This window comes from Arcobacter siniprincipis (SeqCode), from assembly GCF_048571125.1.
GTDB lineage: Bacteria > Campylobacterota > Campylobacteria > Campylobacterales > Arcobacteraceae > Arcobacter > Arcobacter siniprincipis.
Genome location: NZ_CP182343.1, coordinates 1497298 through 1521285 on the forward strand (window position 1 = coordinate 1497298; position 23988 = coordinate 1521285).

Genomic DNA, 23988 nt, shown 5'->3' on the forward strand with positions numbered 1-23988 from the left:
TAAGTGGCTACAAGTATTACAGTTAAAAGTCCAAATGGTGAAAGCACAATATATGAAGTTAGCTTATTTGATGTCATAGATATAAAAAAAGGTGACTATGTACTTGTACCTGAACGACCTGAATTATTAGACTTAGAAATTATTGATGACTCTTTAAAAATAAATTTCCCAGATAGAAATAGTGTAGTAGTGAAAGATATAATTACTTTTATCAAGCAAAATAGTGCAACAGATACCCATGGGCTTATGGATAAATTAGATACCTCTGCCATAGCTTTTTTAGATGAAAAAGGTAATTTTGAAGAGATAGATTTAGTAGATAAACTTTTAACCCTGATTGAAAAATCACCAAAAGCTAATGAAAGCTTTTCTCCTATTGAAAGTGATGAAAGTGACACTAATGTATCAGATACTAATATTACAAGTGATAATAGACCTACAATAAGAGGTATAACTGAAAGTGGTGCAAGAGTAACTATCACAGATGATGCTGGAAATGTTTTAGGAAGTACAATATCAGACGATGAGGGAAATTATTCAATAACGACAAGTGAACTTTCAAATGGAACACAAAACCTAAGAATAACAGCCACTGATAAAGAAGGAAATTCAGGAACAGAGATTCAAACTATCACTGTAAATAGCTCAGAATCAGATATCAAAAGATTTGAGATAACAAACATATCAGATGCAAATGAAGAGTACTCTTATATAAATATAAGTGGTAAAGGATTGGAAAGTAAAAATAGTGTATCAATATTTGATGAAGATGGTATTAAAGTCGCCACAACAACCATACGAGAAGATAGAACTTGGAGCGTAGGTATCTCAAACTTTGCAGGAACACCTGTAAGTAAAAAAGAGTTTTTTAAAGCAATAGAGAATGACATAGCAGGAAATGAGATAGCACAAATAGATAGTAATCATTACTGGAATGAAAAGCTAACTTCTTTAGATGAAGAATCAACAGATGAGTTTGAGACGGTAGATATTGCAGATGAAGAGAGTGCTACAGATACAATAGCATCTCTTGAAAATGAAAGTACACTAAGTGATACTGAAGTTGAGAATGACGTTTCAGAAGATGATATGACAAGCGTATTTGATGAATTAGCTATTGTAGAGAGTTTAGAAAATAGGATTGAAGAATATGGAAGTGATGAAAGTATTTCTATTGATGAAGAAGATATTGAGTACGAAGATGATCTTAGTTATATAGAAGATGACTTTTTAAATGATGTTCAAATAGAATCTATTCCTACTACTAAAGATTTGACTTTAACTGGTATGGAAGAAAGTGTTGATGATGAGATATTAGAGCAGTCTAACAATGAGCAAACAAAAAAAGAAAATGACGATGTATCTTCTGATGTAGAAGAGCCAGAAGTAGAAACTTCTATGGATAATGAGATATCAGATAATAACGATGAGATAGATTCAAACGTAGCAGTTGATGAAACGGAAGAAGTACAAAAATACGCAAAAGATTGGCTAAAAACAGGCGTTCAAGTAAAAGATGGCGATGATATATTTGAGATATGGATAAAAGATGATGCCACAGTATATGTTGATATCTCAACAACACTAATAGATATCTAAACTAAAAAAAGAGGTATTCAGCCTCTTTTTCTTAAATTTCCCCTTACTTTTAAGCATAAATAAAAAGAATCTAAACTATAATTCCACTCTTCGACCCCGTCGTCTAGTGGCCAAGGACGACAGGATTTCCTCCTGTAAACTCAAGTTCGAATCTTGATGGGGTCGCCACACTAAAATATCGATAAAATCATTACTCTTAGTAATATATAAATTAATTAATTTGTTTAAGGTTTGTATGGGACATACCTTGGGACATACTTTTCTTGCAAAATTATATATTTTTATTACAAGGAATTTTATTTCATGAATTTTTCCTTTCATTAAAATAAACATATTCAATAATAATTAATAAGCATAAATTACTTAGTTCCCTATTTATTAACTTTTTTACTTATAGAGTTTTATGTATTTAAATTTGTAGTTAATTTTTAAGTTAATAGTCAGGAAAATCAATATACCATATTATCAGTTGAAAATAATACAAGTTATCATTAAATCAATTAATAATAACTTGATAAAAAATATCTCTAGACAAATTGTTTGGAGGTATAAAATTCATTAAATTGAATTAAACAGTACTATATAAATTTATAATAGTAAAATCAAAAATAGTTGTTATTTTTTATAATAACTTAATTAAATATCATTCTAAAAAATGAAAGAGATATGAAACTCTTCGAGTTAAATTAAACATTATTAGTATACTAATATTATTAAATATAAGATATTATTTTTTAATATCTAAAAAGAAAAAACTGTTATCTTTGTGATAACAAATAAAAATATTTTTATTTAAAATTAAAGATAAATCTCTACCATGAGAAACTAACCAAATGAATGTAAAAATATCAAAAAAAATATTTTTTACATACTCCAATCAGATAAAAAATTACAATAATTAATTTTCAACTAATCAAAATATTTAATATAATAGAGGGAAAATAATGACAAATAATGAAACTCAAAATAATAGATGGATGAGTCCAAAAAACTTTGAATTAAAATATCAAATTAAGCAAAGTACTCAAGCAAAAATGAGAATGAAAAAGCTTATCCCTTTTTCAAAAATTGGAAAGTTTATTAGGTATGATCAAATTGAAATTGACAAGTGGTTTGAAAATCATAAAGTTGTAGAAATCAGAGATTTGTTTTAACTATTTAAAGATATTTTTATTAATAAAAAATATCTTTTAGTGAGTGAAATTTTATTTTCACTCGCTAATAATTTTTACGAATTATGTATCAATTATTATAAAATATTTTTCTTCTTTATGCCTTTCAAGATTTAAACTTTATTTATAAATAAACATAAATTTAATATATGATTATTTCCTAAAACATGTGCTTCCATTAATAGTTTCTATTGAAATATATATTTAATATGATGAAAAAACTTTTTTAGAAATGATGACTTATCTTCATATTGAAAATTATGTATAAATACATGATTCGCTCAGTTTTTCATGCAGAAACACATGGCTCTATTTCATAGTATACAAGTAATGAAATTTAAATGCCATGTAGAAATGCATGGCTCTTATAGAGGAATAATCAAATTTCTTTAAAAAATCATGATTTATTTTTATATTTTGAATTATGTATAAATACATGATTTGCTCAGTTTTTCATGTAGAAACACATGGCTCTATTTCATAGTATACAAGTAATGAAATTTAAATACCATGTAGAAACACATGGCTTGTATTGTGAGCTAAAAGTAATATTCTGTAGAAACACATGGCTCTATTTCATAGTATAGTAGTGCAAAAATACAGTTTTGAATAAAAAAACAAAATGCGCAAATTTATTTATATATAGTTTTTATTGGAACAGTTTTTTTTAGTATATATTTAAAAGAGCGTAAATCTATCTTATACTAAAAGTTTTATTATTTTTGATGATTTCCCTTACTTAATAAAGAAAATTGTTTTTAGAGCATTTAAGAGTATTTTATAAGCATTGAATAATAAAACAAATCTACTAATAACTTTTATTTATCTTTTTCTAAATTCAATTTATAATTCAAGGCCCCAATTATTTGTAAACAAAAAGCAAAATCAAATCGACCCCTTGATATCTTCTGCCTTACTGCAGCCTCGGTATAATCAAATCCTTTTTCTTTTAAAATTTTTGTTAACTCAATAAAATTTATATCTTCTTGCAACATTAATTTTTTGATAAGGAGTTTGGCTTCTTTCGTATAGTCTTTTTCTTCCATAAGTATTCTTTTTAATTAGATTTTATAAATTGTATCATATTTAATAAGAAATTGTCAAAAACAAGTCAAATTGTTCATAAATGACTTGAATTTATTTATCATATATGATAATATTTTTTCACTTAAAAACGAAAAGGATTAAATATGAATAATGAAGATAAAAACAGTAAGAAGTTTTTGATAAGAAATATTTTTCTTGAGCCAATTATTCCAGTTGTATTTTTTATTTATTGCATTAGTTTTAATGTATGTGATATAAAAATAGTTTCAGTATTTTTAACTATTTTTATATCAGGTATTTTTTATAAATTTGTATTTTATATAAAGGTGCATTATAGATTTATCTTTCAAGTTGGAGTTGTCTGTATTGATTGGTTTTTAATTGATATTGTTAATTTTATATCTAACAATAGTTTTTATTTTTTAAAGCCATCTTTACTTGAAACAATAGCAAAAAATTCTTTGGCATTTGTTGTATAAAATTAAAAGGAAAATAATATGTTAAATGTAAAAACTGTAATTGAATTAGAAAATAAATTTTCGAAAAAAGAACAAGAAAAAGTTTTAGATTTTTTTGAAAATGAGTTTGGAATTAGAAATGAAAATGCAAAAATATTTGGTGCATCAACTTATGCTACTGAGAGTGAATTTGCAAGTGAAATTTATAATAAAGTAAATCAGATTTTAGTAGATGATTTTAAAGAGTATTGAAATTTTAAATTAAGATTCTTTACTCTTTGATTTTAAATTTATTGTTAAGTATAGTGTATAAATTGTAATAACAGTTATGATTGATAATTTTACAAATTCTAGCATTTCCATGTGTATCCTTTTTTGTATTTTATCTATTCTTAATATTTATGTCAATATAGTATTTAAATTTAAATACAAGGTTATTTATGTGTTAAATTTAATAGTTGTATTTCTTTTTATTTTTCCTGGGATTATTCTATTTATGCTCTCTACTACTAGTGAAGGTATTTATACTGCCTTGTTTCTAATTGTATTAGGTTTAGGTTTGTTTTATTTAAATAAATATAAAGATGTAAAAAAAGTGCAAAATATTTTGCGTAAGTTGTTTTGATAACTATCTAAAGATTTTAGCGTTATTTTTGTTTAAAAAACTCTTCAATATCAATATCAAATATTTTACTTAATTTGTATAAATGAACAATAGAATAATGATGTGTCTTAATCTTTGGATTTTCCACATGAGATATATAACTAGAGTTTTTTAAACCTAACTCAATTGATAAATCAAGTTGAGTCATATTTCTTTCAATTCTTAGTTGTCTTATATTATTTGAGATTAAATCTTGAAATTCTAATATTTCATCTTCTGAAAAATTAAGCAATTAGAGCCTTTACATATATGTATAATTATTAAAAGATTTTATATGAATTGTGGAATATCCAATAATACATATATGTATAATTTGTTATTAATATTTAATTTTGTAAAATAAAAATAATTTAAATTAGGAGAAAAAATGGAAGTGGTAAATATTATTTCAAGTATGTTGACATTCTTTGTGCCATTGATTATATTTGTTTATTATATATATGCACTAATTGATATATTAAAGAGTGAATTTACAGGTAACAATAAATTAATCTGGCTAATTATTTATTTTATATTACCTTTTGTAGGTGTTTTATTATATTTTCTTATTGGTAGAAAACAAAAAATACCAAAAATACAAAAAAGTAATTAAATTTTGAATTTATACATTGGAATAATAAATGAAAAAATTAAATAAAAGTTTTGTACTTTTATTACTAAGTGCAATAATACTTACAGGTTGTGGAACTACATAATTACAAACAAGAGCAAAATTAACTAGAACTATTACTTTAGATAAAAGTAAAAAACAAAATAGAAATATATATGTTCAAGTTTCAAATACAGCTGGAAGTGGAGGAGAAAATCTAAAGCTTTATGATGATCTAAAAACAAAATTACAAGCTAAAGGCTATACCTTAGTTACTACCTCAAAAGATGCTTCTTATGGTTTGTTTGTAAATGTATTATTTGCAAATAATCTAAAGGAAGCAAATGCGATTAAGAGTGCTGTCTCTTCTGGAGTATTAGCAGGTGGTTCAACTGCTATTAGTGGAGGAAGTGGAAGTAGTTCTTTAATTGTTGGTGCTATTGCTGCTCTAGGTAGCGGAATTATTGGCTCTGCTATGGAAGATGATATCTTTCGTGCTGTAATTGATGTTGAAATTCGTGATTATAAATCTAAAGAGATAAATACATCTAGAAATACTTTAGATACAGGTGCTAATATTGGAAATTCTGAACGAGCAGGAGATATGAATTCATTAGCTGGAAATATTGGAAATAATGATGGTGCTACTGAAATGTCAAGTGGAATATCAGAATCAACAACTGAATATGATAAAGTTAATTACAATAAATATTTAACAAGATTATTTGTTGAAGCTGTTAGGATGAATTTAAAACTTAAAGAAGCTCTACCTATTTTAAGTTCTAAAGCATCTAATCAAATTGTAAACTTATTTTAAGGATATAAAGTGAAAAAAATAAATAAACTTTTAGTAATATCATCAGTTCTTACTGTATTATTATTTACTGGTTGTTCTAATTACGAAAATATAGGAATACAAGTTAAACAAACAGAACATTATTGTAAGAAAATGGCTGATTTTATTGATAGTGAATCTTGTCCTTATATTATTTCTGCAAAAAAGGACAGTATTTATTTAGTTCAAGCATGGTCAAACCTAAGTAATTATGGTTTTGTTCATAAAGGATTAAATAATTCTGTAGCAGCTGCAATGCAAGCTGCTGCACAAACTACTTTTTTGACTAAAAATAAATATTTTGCAATTATCTCTCCAATTGGTATTTCTAATGCAAGAGGTATTTTAATGAATACTCCAGAAGAATTTTTCGAAGAATGTACTACTTCTATTGGTGATGTATTAATATTACAATCTCATACTTGTGACATAATTAGAAAACCAAAAAGAAGTGGAGTATTAACTATTCAAGTTTTCAAAGAAAAGCCTCATGATATATTAATTTATGATGCAAATGATGTTATTAAATACTTAAAAGAAAATGGTTACTATGATGATGATATTGATATTAAAAATCTCATAGTTCATTAAACTATCGAAATTGTACTAAAATAATTACATATGGGATTATCATGTTTGAATTTACTTTTAATGAGATAATTGCTATATCTATAACACTTTTGTTAGTAGGGTTTATTCATATAATAATGAAGTATAAGAATGAAAAAGTAATAAAAGACTTTACTCTTTTAAAAAGCCTTCAAATCATAGATAAAAATAATGGTTTTGACAATAACGATTTAATAGATAATAAAATCTCTAAATATAATTTAATTTGTAAGAATTTATATATTGCTGCTTATATAAGTTGTTTTCTTACGATTATAGCTTTTTTGTGTTTATCTATGTTAGATGCTAGGATTGATTATTTTTATTATTCTTTGGTTTTTATTTATTTTTCTATTTCTTGTTTATATCGTTTTAAAATAATAAATAATTTAATTTTAAATCTTAATTAATTGCTTAAATGTTTTAGAGTATGCATCTTTTGCCTTATTCATTTCAAGAACAGCATATCTACTGGTGCTTTGAATAGATTGATGTCCTAATATTTTTGCAGTAATTTCTAATGAATATCCATTATTTACTAATAAGAAAGCAGTCATATGTCTTATTGAATGTATATTAAAATCTATCATATTCAATTCTTTTCTAAGCTTTTTGTGAATTCTAAAAAAAGAAGTATATGTTAAAGGTAACTTAGTATTTGGATTTTCAAATACATATATAGAGTCTAAATGTAATTTTCTAAGGTTAATCAATTCTTTAAGTTGAAAGTCTTCTAAATAATAATATTGGTTTTTTTTAGTTTTTGTATTTTTATAATTTAAGTGATAAATCTCACTTGCAAAATCTATATCTATCCATTTTAGTTGTAATAACTCATTAATTCTTCTACCATGTAACAGCATACAATACAATGTTTTATAAGTCTGATTATTTATATTCATAATATAATGAATTAGTCTTTTAACGTCTTTTTTTGTAATTGAAAAATATTTTTTATTATCATATTTTGGCATCATTATGGAAGATGCCATATTATATTTGTAGATGCCATTATCTTGTAGATATATATAAAATTTCTTAAATGCATATACTATTTTTTCTGCAGTTGCAGGTCGTAAATAGGTTAATAATTTATTTATATATAACTGCAAGTCATTTCTTGTAACACTTCTGATATCTTTATATTTAAAATCAACACTGATGTATTTATTAAAGATAGAATTGTAATTTGATATAGTATTTTTTGCTAAATATGGTTCTCTAAAGGTAGTGAATTTTTTAAATAATGTTGGAATATCATATTTTTGATCATAGTTTGTTTCTAAAGCTTCTATAAGGTTAGATGATGAAGATAATTGAATTTTCATTTTGTATGCTTCATATTCTGTTATACCTTCATGTTCGTATCCTACTATTTGAGTTTTTGTTTTTTTATTAACAGTATATCTTGCTATATAACATGTACCTTTTTTAGTCTCTTTTTTATAAATTCCTTTATAACAGGTCTTGATACTTTTCGATAAGATAGAATTACTCATTTTTCATTATCTTGTTACTATTTCTAAAAATATTGCATAGATCAATAAAGCCAGTTATATTAAAAAATAAGGTAAAAAAAGTTTTCTGAAATTGTTCAATGAAAAAATAAAGATTGCATAAATAAGCTATCTTTACTATTTTAAGTTTTTTATTATTAAAAATAAAATTATTATAACATTTTTGAATGTTTTTTTTTAGAAACTGATTAATATAATTCATAATTAATATTATATTTAAAATAAGTATATATTTCAAGTATTAGATATGATATTTCTAATATTTTAACTTATACTTACATTCTGTTTCGGGTACTGTTGTAAATAACTTGTTGGATGGGAGAATCGCTAGTGATTATTATCAGACACAAATGCAGTTCTTATATAGTTTATCCATCGAGTGGGAGACGAATTGATAATAACCAGATTTGGTCAGAATATGATGTAATTTTAGACAGATCACCTTGGTATTTAGATACGATTGCTACTTCATATTGTTCTAATGGGACATTGTATTATCGTTCACGAACAAAGTATTCTTGGGAAACTATGGAAATAATTGGAAAGGTGGTTGGAGAAAAAGATGGAATTCATATACGGACACTTGGCAAAATTACAATTTTCCATCGTGTTATAGTACTTTAATAGGATGGATTGATTAATTTGTTTCGGGTACATTGTAAATAACTTGTTGGATGGGAGGATGCTAGTGATTATTTCAGATTAAATGCTAATAATTACATTGTAAATCCTATTAATGGTAAAAGGTTTTCAGATAGTAAGATATGGGGTAGTTATGATGTTGTGAGAAATTATTACTATAGCAATAAAGATTACAATAGTTCGTATGCAATGTGTAGCAATGGCACTATTACTGTGTATAAAGTGGGACAAAGCACTTTTAAGGCAAACAATTATAAAGGAACAACCACAGTTAGAATTGATTGGAGTAAAGGCAAAGACTATATTTTCACAAGATGTTCAAATTCATACAGTCCTTCAAGATGTACTAGTTGCTATACGAAAGTAGTTAATTGGCATTAATGACATAATATGTTGCAATAATAGAATATAAAGATTTTTCTAGCTTTTAGCTTATTTCTGTTTCGGGTAGTGTTATTAATAACTTGTTGGATGCTCCATTATGCTCTTGGTCAAATTGTTATTCTAATAATTTAGCTAAAAGTATAGGCTTGGCATTAAATGCTGATAATAAACTTATTTCCTTTGATGGAAGTTATTGGAAACAAAAAAGTAACAATTCTTATTATATTAAGAATCACTCATTAACTGGGAATTCTTATACTGTTATTCAAAAAGAAGCACTTATTCCAAGCGGAGCAGTAGGTTGGGCAAAAGGGAGTAATTATTGGTATGCAGGTTGTTCTTATCGTAAAGGAGACTGGAAACATATTGCAGGAGCTTGTAATTCTTTTGGTAGCATTCCTAGTATTTCAATAACAGATTCTTACATAGCAAATGGTGTTCCCTCTTGTTCAGGGCAGACATGGACTTCTAGTCATTCTTATCGTAATGATTTTTGGATGTGGAATAATAAAAGTAAATCAAGTGTAGATACTGTAGATAATACAGAAGCTTATTTAAGATGTGTAAAGTAATTATTAACACAGCATCTGATAAGCTCTAGGCTCTTTCAGGATGCTGTAGTTATTTCCTTACATTCTGCACTGCACTCATTCATATTACCTATAGTTCCTCTATTTGGACACTCCTAAATGTTATTTTACACATCTTGCATAATAATAATCTCCTTTATTATTTCTATAACTTGTACCTAAAAAAACTTCAACTTCATCCTTTGGTTGATTTATTGCAAAAGTCCAATCACTACACGAATTAACACCATTTCCATTCCAAGCCTTAGCTTCGTAAGTATAAGGAACTCTCATTCCCTTTGAAGAACACCCAATACTTCTTTTATATTGCAGACCTAAACTGCAATTATCGTAATATAAAAGTTGAGAACTAATCCCTATAATTTTTGTTTTATTTTTTGAAATATATGTGCTACCAGAACTAACAATCATATCATTATTTAAAGCCTGATGCCAAAGATTACCATCAAATTTTAAAACAGTACCATCTCTATTAATTCCTATTGTTGCATTCATTGCTAGTGTATTCTGATAACAGCTTCTTCCATCACAAAGAACTCCATCCAACAAATTATTTACAACAGTACCCGAAACAGAATTAATCAATCCATCCTATTAAAGTACTTATAATCTACGATGCAAATATTGTAATTTTGCCAAGTAGTCCGTATATGAATTCCATCTTTTTCTCCAACCACCTTTCCAATATATCTTCCATAGTTATCCCAAGAATACTTTGTTCGTGTAACGATAATACAATGTCCCATTAGAACTAATATGCAAGTAGCAATCGTATCTAAATACGCAAGGTGATCTGTCTAAAATTACATCATATAACTGACCAAATCTGGTTATTATCTGAATATCGTCTCCCACTCGATGGATAAACTATATAAGAACCAGCATTTGTGTCATGAATAATAATCACTAGCAATCCTCCCATCCAACAAATTATTTACAACAGTACCCGAAACAGAGTAATACCATTGCTTAAATGTTCCATCAATACTTGATGTTACTCCTTCATCTGTATAACGATTTTGTGTACCTACATTTTTTGTCAATACTTCTAAATTATGTGTTATTAAAGGTAGATTTCCCCTATCACCTTTTGTGAAAATTCTTGTTGCACTTTCTTGCCCATCACCACTTGGATTGTTTGTCCAAAAATCAATATTTCCATTAACTTTATGTGTAAAAATAGTATTATTAACCATTACTTGAACATTTTCTGGTGCATCCACCCAATTAGTAGCTTGTGTATAAGCAGGTAGCACTAATGCATTAGTATTAAATACGGCAACACTTGAATCATAATTTGAAGGTAGGTTTAATATTCCATTTTGCACAAAAGATGAAGGTATCTCTGCTCCTGATTTTGTAATATAAGTGCCATCTTCCCTTTTATAAGTTATGTTATTTTTATTATCAACTTGTTTTGTATATACTTTATTATCAACAATTACAGAATTAATCCCATTTGTGTACATTTCTTCTATTGATTCTTGTGGAATTGCATCAACCAGTCCATTTTTATTTTTACCTGTTGATACATAGTTATACATGAAGAGATTATCAAATTTTATACCAGCATAATAATTGTTTTCAACTGTTCCATAACAAGATGTTTCTGTACAATCATTATTTAATAAGTAATATCTATATTCTTTATTAAAGTTTGTAAAAATATCTCTTCCTGATGGGCTAGAAGAAAGTTGTATTTTGTTATCTAATGAACTCCAGATATTATTTGTTTGTTTAAAGAAGTTATTGCTTTTTTTATCCAATACATAACCGCTATCTACTGTTTCAATAAAATCATAGTTTAAAACAATATCATTAAATCCATTTGCTAAATAAACCCATTTTATATTTTGTGTTGGTACATCAAGTTTTTTTAATACATACAATGAAGATGAATCTTTTAATGCAAAAGCAGTGCTATTCAAATTCATATTCGTTTTAGGAACAATATTTGCTAGAGTATTTGATGCAATATAATTATTTGATCCATCTACCCAATATTCACCAATTTTTGTAAATTCTTTTGTTCCAGAAAATTCACCATTTTGTGTACTTGCATTGATTTTACTTCCACTTAATGCTGTTTGATATTTTGATACTAAGTCTAACATATCAAAAGTTCCACTAAATATTCCACCTAATTCCCATTTTTGAGATGTAGAACAAGTATAAGGAATTTTACTTGAACCTGAATCAACAAAGCCTAAATCTTTGTAAAAACAAGGCATATTATTAAGTTGTTCTAGACTACTTGCTGTAATTGTTCCTGTTGTATCTAATGAGCCTGTTGCCCCTTTACTTTCCCAAGAAGTTCCATTAAAAATTGAAATATCAAGTCCACCATTTTCATTTGGTTTATACCATATCAAACTCGAATCATCTGGAGGTGTACTACCTATATATACATTTTCTAAAGAAGATAATGAGTAAATATCTTTTTTAATTTCAAGATTAAATAATGGGTCATCATTAGATAAAAGTTTTTTCATATCAAAAATATTTATAAAATTTTTGTACCAAATATCCATCGTTTTATCAACATACTTTGTTGGACTACTATACATGAAAAATTCACTACTATTATCATCTAAAATATTTATTGATTCATCTGTTAATGTTTTTGCAACTTTTGGATCATATGCATATCCATTAATATCTAAAAGATTAAATTGATTTTTCTCATATCCTTTAAATCCAATATTTGTAAGATTATCATTTTCTTCTAGCTTTGTCCAAGTAATATCACTTTGTTCTCCAAAAGGTCTATAACTTATACTCTTTTCTACAAGTGCAGATTGATTTGTAATTATATCAATAGAACCAAATAGGTCTTTATGTATATAGTAGTTATTAGGAATTGATAAATCACTAATATTATCCTCATCATGAATAGCAATTAATTGTCCATTGACATAGATATAATTTTTATATTTTGTACCTTCATCATCTACTGTATATTTGAAGTTTTTACCAACTTTATAAGTTGTTGAGATTTTATCTCCATTCTTTTTTGTTGCTTTATAACTTGACTTATCTGCTGCATATAGTGTCTCTTGTGTTAGTAAGCCATCTTTTATAATATTTGGTTCATTAACAGTAATTGATAGGTTTGTTGTCTTATCTGTAAATTTATTATCTACATTATTATAAGTATATTGACTATCAACAACATCTACATAATTATATGCAATATTTGAATAGAAACTTTCTCCTACACTTGAAGCACTTACAAGTCTATTTTTTTCATTATATTTATAACTTTGAGTAAATTTATTATTCAGATCGTATTTTACTGTTAAGTTATTATTGGTATCATAAGTATATTGTATATCTTTAATATCATTATTACCATAATACCCCGTTGTGATTCTTAATAGATTCCCACTAGAAGGATCATATACTCTTTTTGTAACTAAGCCATTTCCTAAAATTTCATTTGTTACTCTACCTAAAGGGTCTGTATCTAATATTTTATAAAAATATTTATATTCATTACTAGCAAAGGTTCCAAGATACCCATTTTGTTGAGTTCCTCCTAAGCCTTTTTTCAAAGCTTCATATTGAATATTATAATTATTTGATTGAGATAATAAAGATTGCGCATAATTACTTATTGTTGATGCTTCATTTTTGTAATTATTAATTAATTTTTTATCAATATTTAATTTGTTATTTAGTAATTCTGGGTTTGTAATAATCCCTTCAAGTAAATTACTGGCTTTATCAATATATGTAGTTGATAATGAAAGATAATCTTTACTTTTGTTATTAAAAGTATCTCTTAACCATTTGAAGTTTTCTTCAGCACTATTCTCAGTCGCTTTTGGTAGTAAATAGTTGTTTCTTATTTTTTTATAATTGTTTAAATATTTTTCATACTCAGCAATATTAGAATTTAGTAAGGAAATAGTTTCATCTAAAAGTGAAGATATTGAAATAAGCTGAGCTTGTATTTGGCTATCTATAGTGGCATATTCTGTACTAAGTGTTGTATAAAGTTCTTTTTTATAAGTATAAAAATTGACTTTTGATTTTAAATCATAATACTGTACATATAAGTTATACTCATTTGTTAAATTATTAGAAATAAGTTCTTTTAATCCATCAAAATCTAATTCAACAGAATCTTTTTTAGGAGATTTTACTGCACTTAGATAACCTAAATCATTATACTCATTGATTGTTACAAAACCATCAGGACTAATTGTTTTTTCTAGTTTACTTTCTGGTGTATATGAATATTGTGTTGCAAAAGTTTTATTTCCAAGATACACTTTAGTAGCTTTTACTCTTGAAAATTCATCATAAAAATATTCTTTTTTATATTCTTTTGATTTTTCATATGCTAATTTTCCTTGACCATTGTTTGCTCTGTCGTAAACATAATATACAATATTTTCTGCTTCATTGGCATTATTAGAAAAAATCTCTTTTTTAACTAACCTATTTAGAAGATCATAACTATACAAAACTTTTCTATTCAAATCATCAGTAGTTTCAATAAGGTTACCTATCACATCATATTTATATTGAAGATTTGTATTAGTTCCATCATTATTGATTATTTTTTTCTTATCATCTGGATAAGTTACTGTCGTCGTTGTATCATTGTAAGTATATGATGTAATTAGTCTTTGTTCATTTAATCCAGGTTTATCTAAAGAAATAACTCTATTTTTTTCATCATAACTGATATAAATGAAAAAAGGTTTTTCTCCCTTAAAATATGGTATAGAGTAAGAGCTTATTCTGCCATTGTCATCATATGTTATATCTTCTAAAATGTTTCTATGATTGAAAGCTAGTTTTTCTGTCTGAATTAATCTTTTTTTACTATCATAATATTTTGTAACATTTGGTTGCCCTTTTTTTGTGATAATTATTTTATAAGAAGCATTATTAATTAAATCATTTGTACTATATGTATAAGTTGTTGTTGTATTATCAGGTCTTGTTTCTTTTATTTTTCTATTATTTTCATCATATTCCCAAGTTGTTGTTAAAGAATTTTCATCCATAAAAGAAATAAGATTATTATTTTCATCATAGGTTCTTGTTTGAATCTGCCCCAATGGATTAATTGTTTTTATAATTTTATTCGAAGAGTTATCTCCATATTCATGTTTTTTTATACGAGATTCTATACCTACTCCACTAATGCTTTCTCTAAGCTCTCTTAAATTTACATCATAGTCATATTTTTTACTTAAAATTACAGAGATATTTTTAGGAGCTTGAAGTGTAGTTATAGTTGCAGTATTATTTGTATCATATGATATTCCATAATAAGCAGTTCCATTTTCCGAAGTTGTAGTTATTTGACTCAAAAGAGGTTTATTATTAGTTGAATATTCATAATCAAATGTGATTTCAGAACTTTTATAAGGAAGAGTTATTGTATTATTTGCAGTATCTTTTATACTTGTTATTTTCAATCTTTTATTATCAAACAATGCATTATTTGAACTATCCTTAGTCAAATCTTTATAAGTATAAGTTAAACCTTCTTTCGTAGTGATTTGCCAGATAATTGAGTTGTTTTCATCAAGAGAAATAATCTTAGTAAAGTTATTACTTTTTGTTTGATATTCTGCATTGTTACTACCATAGGTATTTAAGTTATTTAGTAATTCTATTTTTTCATCGCCAACACATAAAGGTGTGAAGTTATATATTTTTTCGTAATCACTATTGCTACAAGCTTTTAGTGTTTGTATACTTGTATTTACTGCAAATAACTGTGTAGATAAAGCAATGGTAATAAAAACACTGAACTTTAAAAAACTTTTATAAAATACTTTTGTCATGGTAATACCTTTAATTAATATTTGAGCTTACTTGAGTGATGACTTTTTTGACATCCTCAATTTGCATTTGAAGTTTACTAACTTCTGCGCTAACATTACTATCTATAATGTTAGCATTAGAGGAGCTAGAATTCTTTACTTTATTTTTAGATGAAGAAGTAGCTTGGAAAACATTTTTTTGACTTGGAGAACTTACAACATAATTATTTGATACATAATTATATTTATTTTTTGTAGATAAGTTTTCATCTTCTTTTTTCTTTTCTGATAAATCATCTTTTATTGGTACATTATTTTTGTTTTTAATATTAGAATTGTTTTCATTTAAATCTAAATTAACTAATTTATCAATTTCTTGATTATTTATAATTTTTTGTGGATGAGTATCGTTGTATTCTTTAAGCATAACTTGTGTCTTTTCTAACATTGTTTTTAAGTTAGACATCTTTATATCCAAATCTTTAGAATTAACTTCTTTTATTTTATATCCGAGAAGTTTATTTTTTCTGCTATCGATATCTTTTTTAATATTAACAGTTTTGTTTGGAAGTAACTTTTCTTGAGTTATTTCTTCTTGATAACTATTGCTATTACTGTAAAGTAAGTACATAGATGCAAATAACATGCAGACAAGTGAAGCAATAGATATATGGTAGGTATATTTTTTCATCTACAACCTTATCAAAAAATTTACCAAAACTATATTGCTAAATAACTTATAAATTACTTAATAATGATTAAAAATTTTAATTAATATTTAAAATAATATAAAACATAATAAAAATATATTTATTTATGAAAAAAATATAATGATAATTAAGTAATATGTAAGTTATTTAGCAATATAGTTTTGGTAAATTTAATCCAAGGATATGAAATGAAGTCATATATTGTGAAAATTTTTGCAATTTTTGTAGTTATTTCAATTGTATTTTTTAGTTACGATTATCTAACTAATAATAGCACTCATTCAGACACTAAAAATCTTGCAGATAAAAAGAACAAAAATAACGACAAAGCTCTAGGTGAATATAAAGCTAACATTAACAATTCAAATAAATTAAATGAAAAAATGAATAAAGTAAATAAACTTCTAAGTTCTACAGATGAACAACTTCGAAATTTAGAAAAAAACAGTTCTCTTAATAAAAATACAAAACAATCCAATAAACAGGAAATAGCAAAATTACAAGGTGAGCTTACACGTGTAAAAAATGCCATCAAAAAAATGAATAACGAATTTAACTAGAGAGATAGTTTATGAAATTTTTTTATAAATCTTTTTTTATTTTTTTACTTATGTGCTCTTTTTCTGCACTACATGCAGAGATTGTAGGAGCAACAAAAGGTAGCGTTGATGTTTCTCAAGGTAGTTTAACTTATGATATGGAAATCCTCACTCCAAAAGGGATAGCAGGTTTAAAGCCTAGTCTTGGAATCAACTATAATTCTTCAAATAGCATCAACTCATTTTTAGGTACTGGTTTTTCTTTGACAGGATTATCTTCTATTATAAAATGTAATCAATCTTTATTTAGTGAAAAAAATGATAGCTCTCGAACATATAATTATTGCTTAGATGGACAAAGGCTTCTACTTGTAGATACAAGTGATGTTTATGGTAGTACAGATTCTGAATACAGAACAGAAATAAATACCTTTAGTAAAATAATAAAAAAGTCTAATGCTTGGGAAGTTTTTACAAAAGATGGATTGATTTATGAGTATGGAAATAGTTCTGATTCAAAAGATGGAGAATCATTTTTTAGAGTAAATCAAATAAAAGATAGATATGATAATAAGATTCTATTTACCTATGCTTCCACAAATAACGAGCGCTTTATTACTAATATCTCATATGCAAATAATCAAATTGATTTTATTTATGAAGATAGAGATGACAAACGAAATGTCTTTTCAAATGGAATCAAATCAAATATATCAAAGCGTTTAAAATCTATTGTAGTAAAAACTGATAATCAAAAAATATCTTCTTATAATTTAAATTATGATTTTTTAGATAATAAATCAAAAATTACATCAATTCAAGAGTGTGTTAAAGACGATTGCTTAAAGCCTGTGGATTTTACATGGACATTATCAAATGATGAAACTTATAAAAATTATCATCTTTGGCAAGCAAGTGGAGAAGGTACACAAAGTAATAACTATATAACAGGTTCAGATACAAGTGGAGTATATAGTGCTCTAATGGATATGAATGGAGATGGCTTACCAGATAGAGTAAGTGCAAAGAATTATAAAACAGGAGAAACAGGCTTACATGTAGCTTTGAATAATGGTAATGGCTTTGATGCGATGCAATTATGGTATGCAAGTGGACAAGGGCCACATACAAATAACTACATAACAGGTTCAGATACAAATGGAGTATATAGTGCTCTAATGGATATGAATGGAGATGGCTTACCTGATAGAGTAGGACATCATAATTATAAAACAGGAGTAAATGGTTTACATGTAGCTTTAAATACAGGAAGTGGATTTGGTGAGTTTAAATTATGGCTTCCAAGTGGACAAGGACCTCATACCAATAACTACATAACAGGAAGTAATACTAGTGGCACATATAGTGCCTTAATAGATATGAATGGAGATGGTTTACCAGATAGAGTAGGGCATTATAATTATAAAACAAAAGTTGCCGGTTTATTTGTGGCTTTAAATACAGGAAGTGGCTTTGGAGAGTTTAAATTATGGCTTCAAAGTGGACAAGGACCTCATACCAATAACTATATCACAGGAAGTAATAGTAGTGGTACATACAGTGGTTTAGCAGATATGAATGGAGATGGCTTACCAGACAGAGTAGGACATCATAATTATAAAACAGGAGTAGATGGTTTACATGTAGCTTTAAATACAGGAAGTGGATTTGGTGAGTTTAAATTATGGCAAGCAAGTGGAGAAGGTACACAAAGTAATAACTATATAACAGGTTCAGATACAAGTGGAGTATATAGTGCTCTAATGGATATGAATGGAGATGGCTTACCAGATAGAGTAAGTGCAAAGAATTATAAAACAGGAGAAACAGGCTTACATGTAGCTTTGAATAATGGTAATGGCTTTGATGCGATGCAATTATGGTATGCAAGTGGACAAGGGCCACATACAAATAACTACATAACAGGTTCAGATACAAATGGAGTATATAGTGCTCTAATGGATATGAATGGAGATGGCTTACCTGATAGAGTAGGACATCATAATTATAAAACAGGAGTAAATGGTTTACATGTAGCTTTAAATACAGGAAGTGGATTTGGTGAGTTTAAATTATGGCTTCCAAGTGGACAAGGACCTCATACCAATAACTACATAACAGGAAGTAATACTAGTGGCACATATAGTGATTTGATAGATTTAAATGGAGATGGATTTGTTGATAGGGTAGGGCATTATAATTATGCTACGAGTACTGCTGGTTTATTTGTAGCATTTAGTCCCAAAGTTCAAACACCTATTCATACTATTTCAAATCATAAAGATCAAAATGTAAATGTAACTTATACTACACTAAGAGATAGTGAGGTATATACTCCTTATAGCGATGCTGCATATCCAAATATTGATTTAAAAGCAAATTCTATGGGAGTTGTAAAATCATTTCGTGTAGCAGATGGGATTGGTGGAGAAAATGAAACAACCTTTAAATATGAAGGTTTTAAAATCAATGGAGAGAGAGGCTCTTTAGGTTTTGCTAAAGTTGAAACTTATAATGAATTATCAAAATCAAAGTCTATCTCGAATTTTATGCAATTTTATCCTTTCATTGGTGTAACTTCAAGTAGTGAATCTTATATAAATAATACAAAAGTATCAGATTCAGATAGTACATTAAATATAGCAAAACTACATGAAAATCAAGATATTTTAAACTTACAAACAATTGAAAATATTCAAAATAAATATGACATAGATGGTACTTTACTTTTAGAATCTATTACAAGAAATAGTGATTTCGATAAGTATGGAAATATTGGGAAAATTGAGTCAATTACCCAAAAAGATGATATAAAATATGAAAAAATCACTCAAAGTAATTATATAAATCATGAAGATAGTTGGATTCTTTCTCGTTTGATAAATGCAAGTGTAACTCATATGCATACAGATGGTTCAAGCATAATAAAACATTCTGCTTTTGAGTATGATGATATAACAGGTACTCTAAACAAAGAGATAATCGAACCCCAAAGTGAAAATGTCTTAGCCAAAAGTTATGGCTATGATAAATATGGAAATAAAATATCAGAAACCATAACCGCAAGTAGCACTGAACCAAGAACAACAAAATTTATCTATGATAATCAAGGTAAAAATATCATCCAAGCAGTCAATCCTCTCAATCAAACTGAACAAAGAGAATATGATATAAATAACCGTGTAGTAAAAGTAACAGGGCCAAATGGCTTAAGTACAAGTTTTGCTTATGATGGTATGGGAAGGAAGATACTTGAAACAAGAGCAGATGGTACAACTACAACTTGGACTCACTCTTGGGATGAAAGTTTTCCAAACTCTATGTATAAAGTAGTAGAAACTTCAACTGGAACAACACCTGTTGAAACTTATTTTGATACACTTAATCGAAAACTTAGAGTTACAAAAATAGGATTTGATGGAAGTAAAATATATCAAGATGCCTATTATAATGCTTTAGGTCAAGTTGAAAAAACATCAAACCCTTATTATGCTTATGATTTACCTGATTATACTTATAATGAGTATGATGATTTAGGACGGCAAACCAAGCTTACACGAACAAGTGCTACAGGTGAAGTAGTAAGTAATTATTATGAATATGATGGTTTAAATGTAACTATTACCAATGCAAAAGGACAAAAGAAAACAACTATAAGTAATATCATAGGAAAAAAGACAAAAATTATTGAGGGAGATGGTACTTTTATTGAGTACAAATATGATGCCTTTGGTAATCTAAAAGAAACTAGAGATTCTAAAAATAATATAATACAACTAAAATATGACATCTATGGAAATAAAATTTATATGGATGACCCAGACATGGGTATCTGGCACTATGCTTATAATAGTCTAGGTGAACTTGTATCTCAGACAGATGCAAAAGGTCAAACAACTACTATGGAGTATGACCACTTAGGACGTATGGTCAAACGAATCGAACCAGAAGGTGAAACTTCATGGATATATGATATTGCAGCTCATGGGATTGGAAAACTTGCCATTGAAAAAACTGACTTTTACAAAAAAGAGTATTTTTATGATAAATATACAAGAGTAATAGAGAGTAAAGAGTATGCAGACAACAAACTTTTTTCTACAAAGTTCACCTACACAACAGATGGAAAGCTAGATAAAACCATAAGACCAGATGGTTTTGAAACAAAAAATGAATACAATACTCAAGGATACTTAAGTGCAGTAAAATCACCTATTAAAGGTGATAGAGAATTTTCTTATGAAGAGATTAAAAATCTAATCAAAACAAACCTAAATAATAAACAAAACGCCTTTGATAAAATAATGCAACTTAATACTCAAGTTGAACTTTATCGAGCAAAATCTTTACAATCTTTTGCCCTAGCAAAAGAGTATGAGAGTAAAAATACAGCTATCAAAGACCAATTAGAACAAACCGCAAAATTATTGGCAAGTACGGCTGTAGAGTTACAAAATATGGCTACAAAAACTGAAACCAATTATAATATATATGATAAAAATCTAAACTACTATCTTAACAAACTCAAACAATATGATGATGAAAACCTATACAAATGGCTTATGGATACTTTTCAAAGTTCTACAACAACTTTGATTGACCAATCTTTACAAAAACTTGATGATGCAAAAGCCATATTAGATAGCATCAGTGATGAAGACTCTTTAAATATCTATAAAGATATCTCTTCTGCTTATATAAATCAATCAAAAAGAATAATAACCCAAGCAAAAAATGATATAGAACTATATAAAAACTACAAAGATAAATATGCTACCTTAACTACAGGGGTAAATAAAGCTTACCAAGGTATGTTTGAAGATGATGCTTATAAATATTATTACAAAATACTAAATGTAGACGTCTTTGGAAGAATCACAAAAGATATAGTAGGAAATGGTCTTGTAACCCTAAGGGACTACAACAAATCAAGTGGACAATTAAATAGTATCCAAACAGGATATGATGGTAAAAATGATGTTCGAGATATGAAATATACCTATGATGTTTTAGATAATGTAGTTTCAAAAGATGATTACAAACAAAATATATCTCAAAACTTTACTTATGATAATCTAGATAGAGTAACAAGTGCTAGTAACCTACAAAATGGAGTTTATCAAAACATACTTTATGAATATGATAATATAGGGAATATCACCAAAAAAAGTGATGTAGGCGACTACACTTATACAAAAGCCCACCAAGTAACAAATGCTGGAAGCCACAAATATACCTATGATGCAAATGGAAATGTTGTCAAAAAAGATAATATAACTATAACCTTTAGTTCATACAATAAACCAATCATGCTAGAAGATGACAAAAATAAAACCCAGTTTTTCTATGCCCCAAATAGAGCAAGATACAAAAAAGTTCTTAATGGAAACAGCACCTATTATGTAGGAAAACTATACGAACAAGAAAACACTCAAGGAATTATTAAATACAAAAACTTCATCTATGCAAATAATCAACTTATAGCCTTACACATAGAAGAAGATGATGGTAAAATGATTTTACCACAAAACAGATATATGCATAAAGATGCCCTAGGCTCTATTGATACCATAACAAATGAATCAGGGCAAGTAATCAAACGTATGACCTATAAACCCTTTGGACAACAAGTAGCCCAAGAGTGGATAAATGAAGCTAGTAAAGCAGTTGTAACCAAGCGTGGATTTACAGGACATGAGCATATAACAGAGTTCAATCTTATCCATATGAATGGAAGAGTTTATGACCCTGTTACAGGTAGGTTTTTAAGTGCAGACCCAACCATCCAAGCACCTTATGATACCCAAAGCTATAATAGATATACTTATGTAAAGAATAATCCTTTGAAATATACGGATCCTAGTGGGTATTCTTGGTTTAAGAAAGTTTTTCATGCTATTGGGAAGGTTTTTAAGGCTATTAAGAAGTATATTAAGGTTATTGTTGCGATTGTGGTTACGGTTGTAATTGCGATTTATGCACCTTACTTGTTAGGAATGACTGAGACTTGGGGGTTTGCAGCTTTTGCAACTCTTTCATTAGAAAATGCAATGATTATTGGTGCAATTTCTGGGTTTGTTTCTGGATTTATTATGACAGGTACCTTGTCTGGTGCGGTAAAAGGTGCTGTTTGGGGTGCTATTAGTGCTGGGGTTGCACATGGAATTGGGCATGCTGAAGCATTGAAAAATATGAGAAGTGCACTTGGTGGTGCTGGACAACATATTATGCATGGTATTACAAGAGCAGCAATTACAAAAGCACAAGGTGGACGATGGAGTTCAGGTTTTTGGTCAGGACTTGCAGGTTCTGCTTTGGGCGCGACTATGGGAAAATTAGAGAATCTTCATATTGCTATTAAAACTGCCATTAATTCACTGGCTAGTGGAATGATCTCTAAAATATCTGGTGGGAAGTTTGCAAATGGAGCAGTTACTGGAGCATTTGTTTATTTGTTTAATCATACGATTGATGAACTGACTGATACAAGTAATTTAACAAAAGAACAAAGGGATATGGTAATAAAAAATTATGATGAAGCTAAGAAATTTGTTCAAATGCAAAAATTGAAGAATTATGATTTACCTCTTGAAGATGTAAGTTATGTTTTTCTTCCGGTAGGTAGAGTAGTTGGTAGAGATGCTTGGAATTTTCAATTACGAAATGCAAGTGTAAATAATCAGCTAATTGTAGATGCTGTCGAAGCATATTTTCCCGGAGTTCCAGCTATGTCAACTGGTGGATCAATTGGAGGTATAGCAGGAAATGCAGATAACATAGAATATTATTATAATAAAGTAAAAAAATCTATTTTAGATTTTTTTACTAATAAAAAAGATTAGTT

General features: G+C 27.4%; 17 protein-coding genes, 1 tRNA gene and 1 pseudogene. 13 read left to right on the top strand and 6 right to left on the bottom strand.

Annotation, left to right across the window (positions count from 1 at the left end; genetic code table 11):
- Positions 1 to 3 precede the first annotated feature (3 nt).
- From ACNI3D_RS07710 to ACNI3D_RS07720, 3 genes are all read left to right on the top strand, one after another.
- Positions 4 to 1599, top strand: coding sequence for an Ig-like domain-containing protein (locus ACNI3D_RS07710; RefSeq protein ID WP_419768864.1), 1596 nt, complete (start codon positions 4 to 6; stop codon positions 1597 to 1599).
- A 92-nt stretch (positions 1600 to 1691) separates the two neighbouring features.
- Positions 1692 to 1767 (top strand) — tRNA-Glu (locus ACNI3D_RS07715).
- A gap of 776 nt (positions 1768 to 2543) precedes the next feature.
- Positions 2544 to 2753, top strand: coding sequence for a MerR family transcriptional regulator (locus ACNI3D_RS07720; RefSeq protein WP_129102115.1), 210 nt, complete (start codon positions 2544 to 2546; stop codon positions 2751 to 2753).
- Positions 2754 to 3589: 836 nt separating this feature from the next.
- Here ACNI3D_RS07720 and ACNI3D_RS07725 read toward each other — a convergent pair.
- Complete coding sequence (locus tag ACNI3D_RS07725) at positions 3590 to 3817, bottom strand: DUF6471 domain-containing protein (protein WP_419768865.1); 228 nt, start codon at positions 3815 to 3817, stop codon at positions 3590 to 3592.
- A gap of 144 nt (positions 3818 to 3961) precedes the next feature.
- Between ACNI3D_RS07725 and ACNI3D_RS07730 the strand changes: the two genes are divergently transcribed.
- A complete protein-coding gene (locus ACNI3D_RS07730; RefSeq protein ID WP_129102113.1) occupies positions 3962 to 4297 on the top strand; it encodes a hypothetical protein in 336 nt (111 codons plus the stop codon).
- A gap of 18 nt (positions 4298 to 4315) precedes the next feature.
- Positions 4316 to 4528, top strand: a complete 213-nt coding sequence (locus ACNI3D_RS07735; protein ID WP_129102112.1) for a hypothetical protein — start codon at positions 4316 to 4318, stop codon at positions 4526 to 4528.
- A 395-nt stretch (positions 4529 to 4923) separates the two neighbouring features.
- Here the strand turns inward: ACNI3D_RS07735 and ACNI3D_RS07740 are convergent, their stop codons facing one another.
- Positions 4924 to 5172: a helix-turn-helix transcriptional regulator gene (locus tag ACNI3D_RS07740; protein ID WP_375723555.1), complete on the bottom strand. Its 249-nt coding sequence runs from the start codon at positions 5170 to 5172 to the stop codon at positions 4924 to 4926.
- Between the two features lie 135 nt (positions 5173 to 5307).
- Here ACNI3D_RS07740 and ACNI3D_RS07745 point away from each other — a divergent pair, with 135 nt between their 5' ends.
- The 4 genes and pseudogenes from ACNI3D_RS07745 (at position 5308) to ACNI3D_RS07760 (ending at position 7383) form a co-directional block, all read left to right on the top strand.
- Positions 5308 to 5532, top strand: a complete 225-nt coding sequence (locus ACNI3D_RS07745) for a PLDc N-terminal domain-containing protein (protein WP_419768866.1) — start codon at positions 5308 to 5310, stop codon at positions 5530 to 5532.
- A 115-nt stretch (positions 5533 to 5647) separates the two neighbouring features.
- Positions 5648 to 6346, top strand: a pseudogene (traT, locus tag ACNI3D_RS07750) (complement resistance protein TraT); the annotation flags it as partial.
- 9 nt (positions 6347 to 6355) lie between these two features.
- The gene (locus ACNI3D_RS07755; RefSeq protein WP_419768867.1) at positions 6356 to 6955 is read left to right on the top strand and encodes a hypothetical protein; all 600 of its coding nucleotides are present in this window, start codon (positions 6356 to 6358) and stop codon (positions 6953 to 6955) included.
- A 41-nt stretch (positions 6956 to 6996) separates the two neighbouring features.
- Positions 6997 to 7383, top strand: a complete 387-nt coding sequence (locus ACNI3D_RS07760) for a hypothetical protein (RefSeq protein ID WP_419768868.1) — start codon at positions 6997 to 6999, stop codon at positions 7381 to 7383.
- On the opposite strand, the gene ACNI3D_RS07765 is transcribed toward ACNI3D_RS07760, so the two are convergent.
- Positions 7369 to 8472 (bottom strand): tyrosine-type recombinase/integrase, encoded by a 1104-nt coding sequence (locus ACNI3D_RS07765; RefSeq protein ID WP_419768869.1) that lies wholly within the window; start codon positions 8470 to 8472, stop codon positions 7369 to 7371. The genes ACNI3D_RS07760 and ACNI3D_RS07765 overlap by 15 nt on opposite strands.
- Positions 8473 to 9331: 859 nt before the next feature.
- Here ACNI3D_RS07765 and ACNI3D_RS07770 point away from each other — a divergent pair.
- Both ACNI3D_RS07770 and ACNI3D_RS07775 read left to right on the top strand, forming a co-directional pair.
- Entirely contained in the window at positions 9332 to 9499 is a 168-nt protein-coding gene (locus ACNI3D_RS07770) for a hypothetical protein (protein ID WP_419768870.1), read from the top strand.
- A 163-nt stretch (positions 9500 to 9662) separates the two neighbouring features.
- A complete protein-coding gene (locus ACNI3D_RS07775; protein ID WP_419768871.1) occupies positions 9663 to 10088 on the top strand; it encodes a hypothetical protein in 426 nt (141 codons plus the stop codon).
- A gap of 120 nt (positions 10089 to 10208) precedes the next feature.
- On the opposite strand, the gene ACNI3D_RS07780 is transcribed toward ACNI3D_RS07775, so the two are convergent.
- The 3 genes from ACNI3D_RS07780 to ACNI3D_RS07790 form a co-directional block, all read right to left on the bottom strand.
- Positions 10209 to 10691, bottom strand: a complete 483-nt coding sequence (locus ACNI3D_RS07780; protein WP_419768872.1) for a hypothetical protein — start codon at positions 10689 to 10691, stop codon at positions 10209 to 10211.
- A 305-nt stretch (positions 10692 to 10996) separates the two neighbouring features.
- Positions 10997 to 15916: a hypothetical protein gene (locus ACNI3D_RS07785; protein WP_419768873.1), complete on the bottom strand. Its 4920-nt coding sequence runs from the start codon at positions 15914 to 15916 to the stop codon at positions 10997 to 10999.
- Between the two features lie 10 nt (positions 15917 to 15926).
- Positions 15927 to 16586, bottom strand: coding sequence for a hypothetical protein (locus ACNI3D_RS07790; RefSeq protein ID WP_419768874.1), 660 nt, complete (start codon positions 16584 to 16586; stop codon positions 15927 to 15929).
- A 207-nt stretch (positions 16587 to 16793) separates the two neighbouring features.
- Here ACNI3D_RS07790 and ACNI3D_RS07795 point away from each other — a divergent pair, with 207 nt between their 5' ends.
- Positions 16794 to 17165: a coiled-coil domain-containing protein gene (locus ACNI3D_RS07795; protein ID WP_419768875.1), complete on the top strand. Its 372-nt coding sequence runs from the start codon at positions 16794 to 16796 to the stop codon at positions 17163 to 17165.
- Positions 17166 to 17176: 11 nt separating this feature from the next.
- Positions 17177 to 23986 carry an RHS repeat-associated core domain-containing protein gene (locus tag ACNI3D_RS07800; RefSeq protein ID WP_419768876.1) on the top strand — a complete coding sequence of 2270 codons (6810 nt, stop codon included), beginning with the start codon at positions 17177 to 17179 and terminating at the stop codon, positions 23984 to 23986.
- The last annotated feature ends 2 nt before the right edge of the window (positions 23987 to 23988 follow it).

What these genes read in the sequence shown, in the direction of transcription:
- ACNI3D_RS07720 (WP_129102115.1), top strand. Translation starts at nt 2,544, where the DNA reads ATGACAAATAATGAAACTCAAAATAATAGATGGATGAGTCCAAAAAAC.
- ACNI3D_RS07725 (WP_419768865.1), bottom strand. Translation starts at nt 3,817, where the DNA reads ATGGAAGAAAAAGACTATACGAAAGAAGCCAAACTCCTTATCAAAAAA.
- ACNI3D_RS07730 (WP_129102113.1), top strand. Translation starts at nt 3,962, where the DNA reads ATGAATAATGAAGATAAAAACAGTAAGAAGTTTTTGATAAGAAATATT.
- ACNI3D_RS07735 (WP_129102112.1), top strand. Translation starts at nt 4,316, where the DNA reads ATGTTAAATGTAAAAACTGTAATTGAATTAGAAAATAAATTTTCGAAA.
- ACNI3D_RS07745 (WP_419768866.1), top strand. Translation starts at nt 5,308, where the DNA reads ATGGAAGTGGTAAATATTATTTCAAGTATGTTGACATTCTTTGTGCCA.
- ACNI3D_RS07760 (WP_419768868.1), top strand. Translation starts at nt 6,997, where the DNA reads ATGTTTGAATTTACTTTTAATGAGATAATTGCTATATCTATAACACTT.
- ACNI3D_RS07765 (WP_419768869.1), bottom strand. Translation starts at nt 8,472, where the DNA reads ATGAGTAATTCTATCTTATCGAAAAGTATCAAGACCTGTTATAAAGGA.
- ACNI3D_RS07770 (WP_419768870.1), top strand. Translation starts at nt 9,332, where the DNA reads ATGGCACTATTACTGTGTATAAAGTGGGACAAAGCACTTTTAAGGCAA.
- ACNI3D_RS07785 (WP_419768873.1), bottom strand. Translation starts at nt 15,916, where the DNA reads ATGACAAAAGTATTTTATAAAAGTTTTTTAAAGTTCAGTGTTTTTATT.
- ACNI3D_RS07790 (WP_419768874.1), bottom strand. Translation starts at nt 16,586, where the DNA reads ATGAAAAAATATACCTACCATATATCTATTGCTTCACTTGTCTGCATG.
- ACNI3D_RS07795 (WP_419768875.1), top strand. Translation starts at nt 16,794, where the DNA reads ATGAAGTCATATATTGTGAAAATTTTTGCAATTTTTGTAGTTATTTCA.
- ACNI3D_RS07800 (WP_419768876.1), top strand. Translation starts at nt 17,177, where the DNA reads ATGAAATTTTTTTATAAATCTTTTTTTATTTTTTTACTTATGTGCTCT.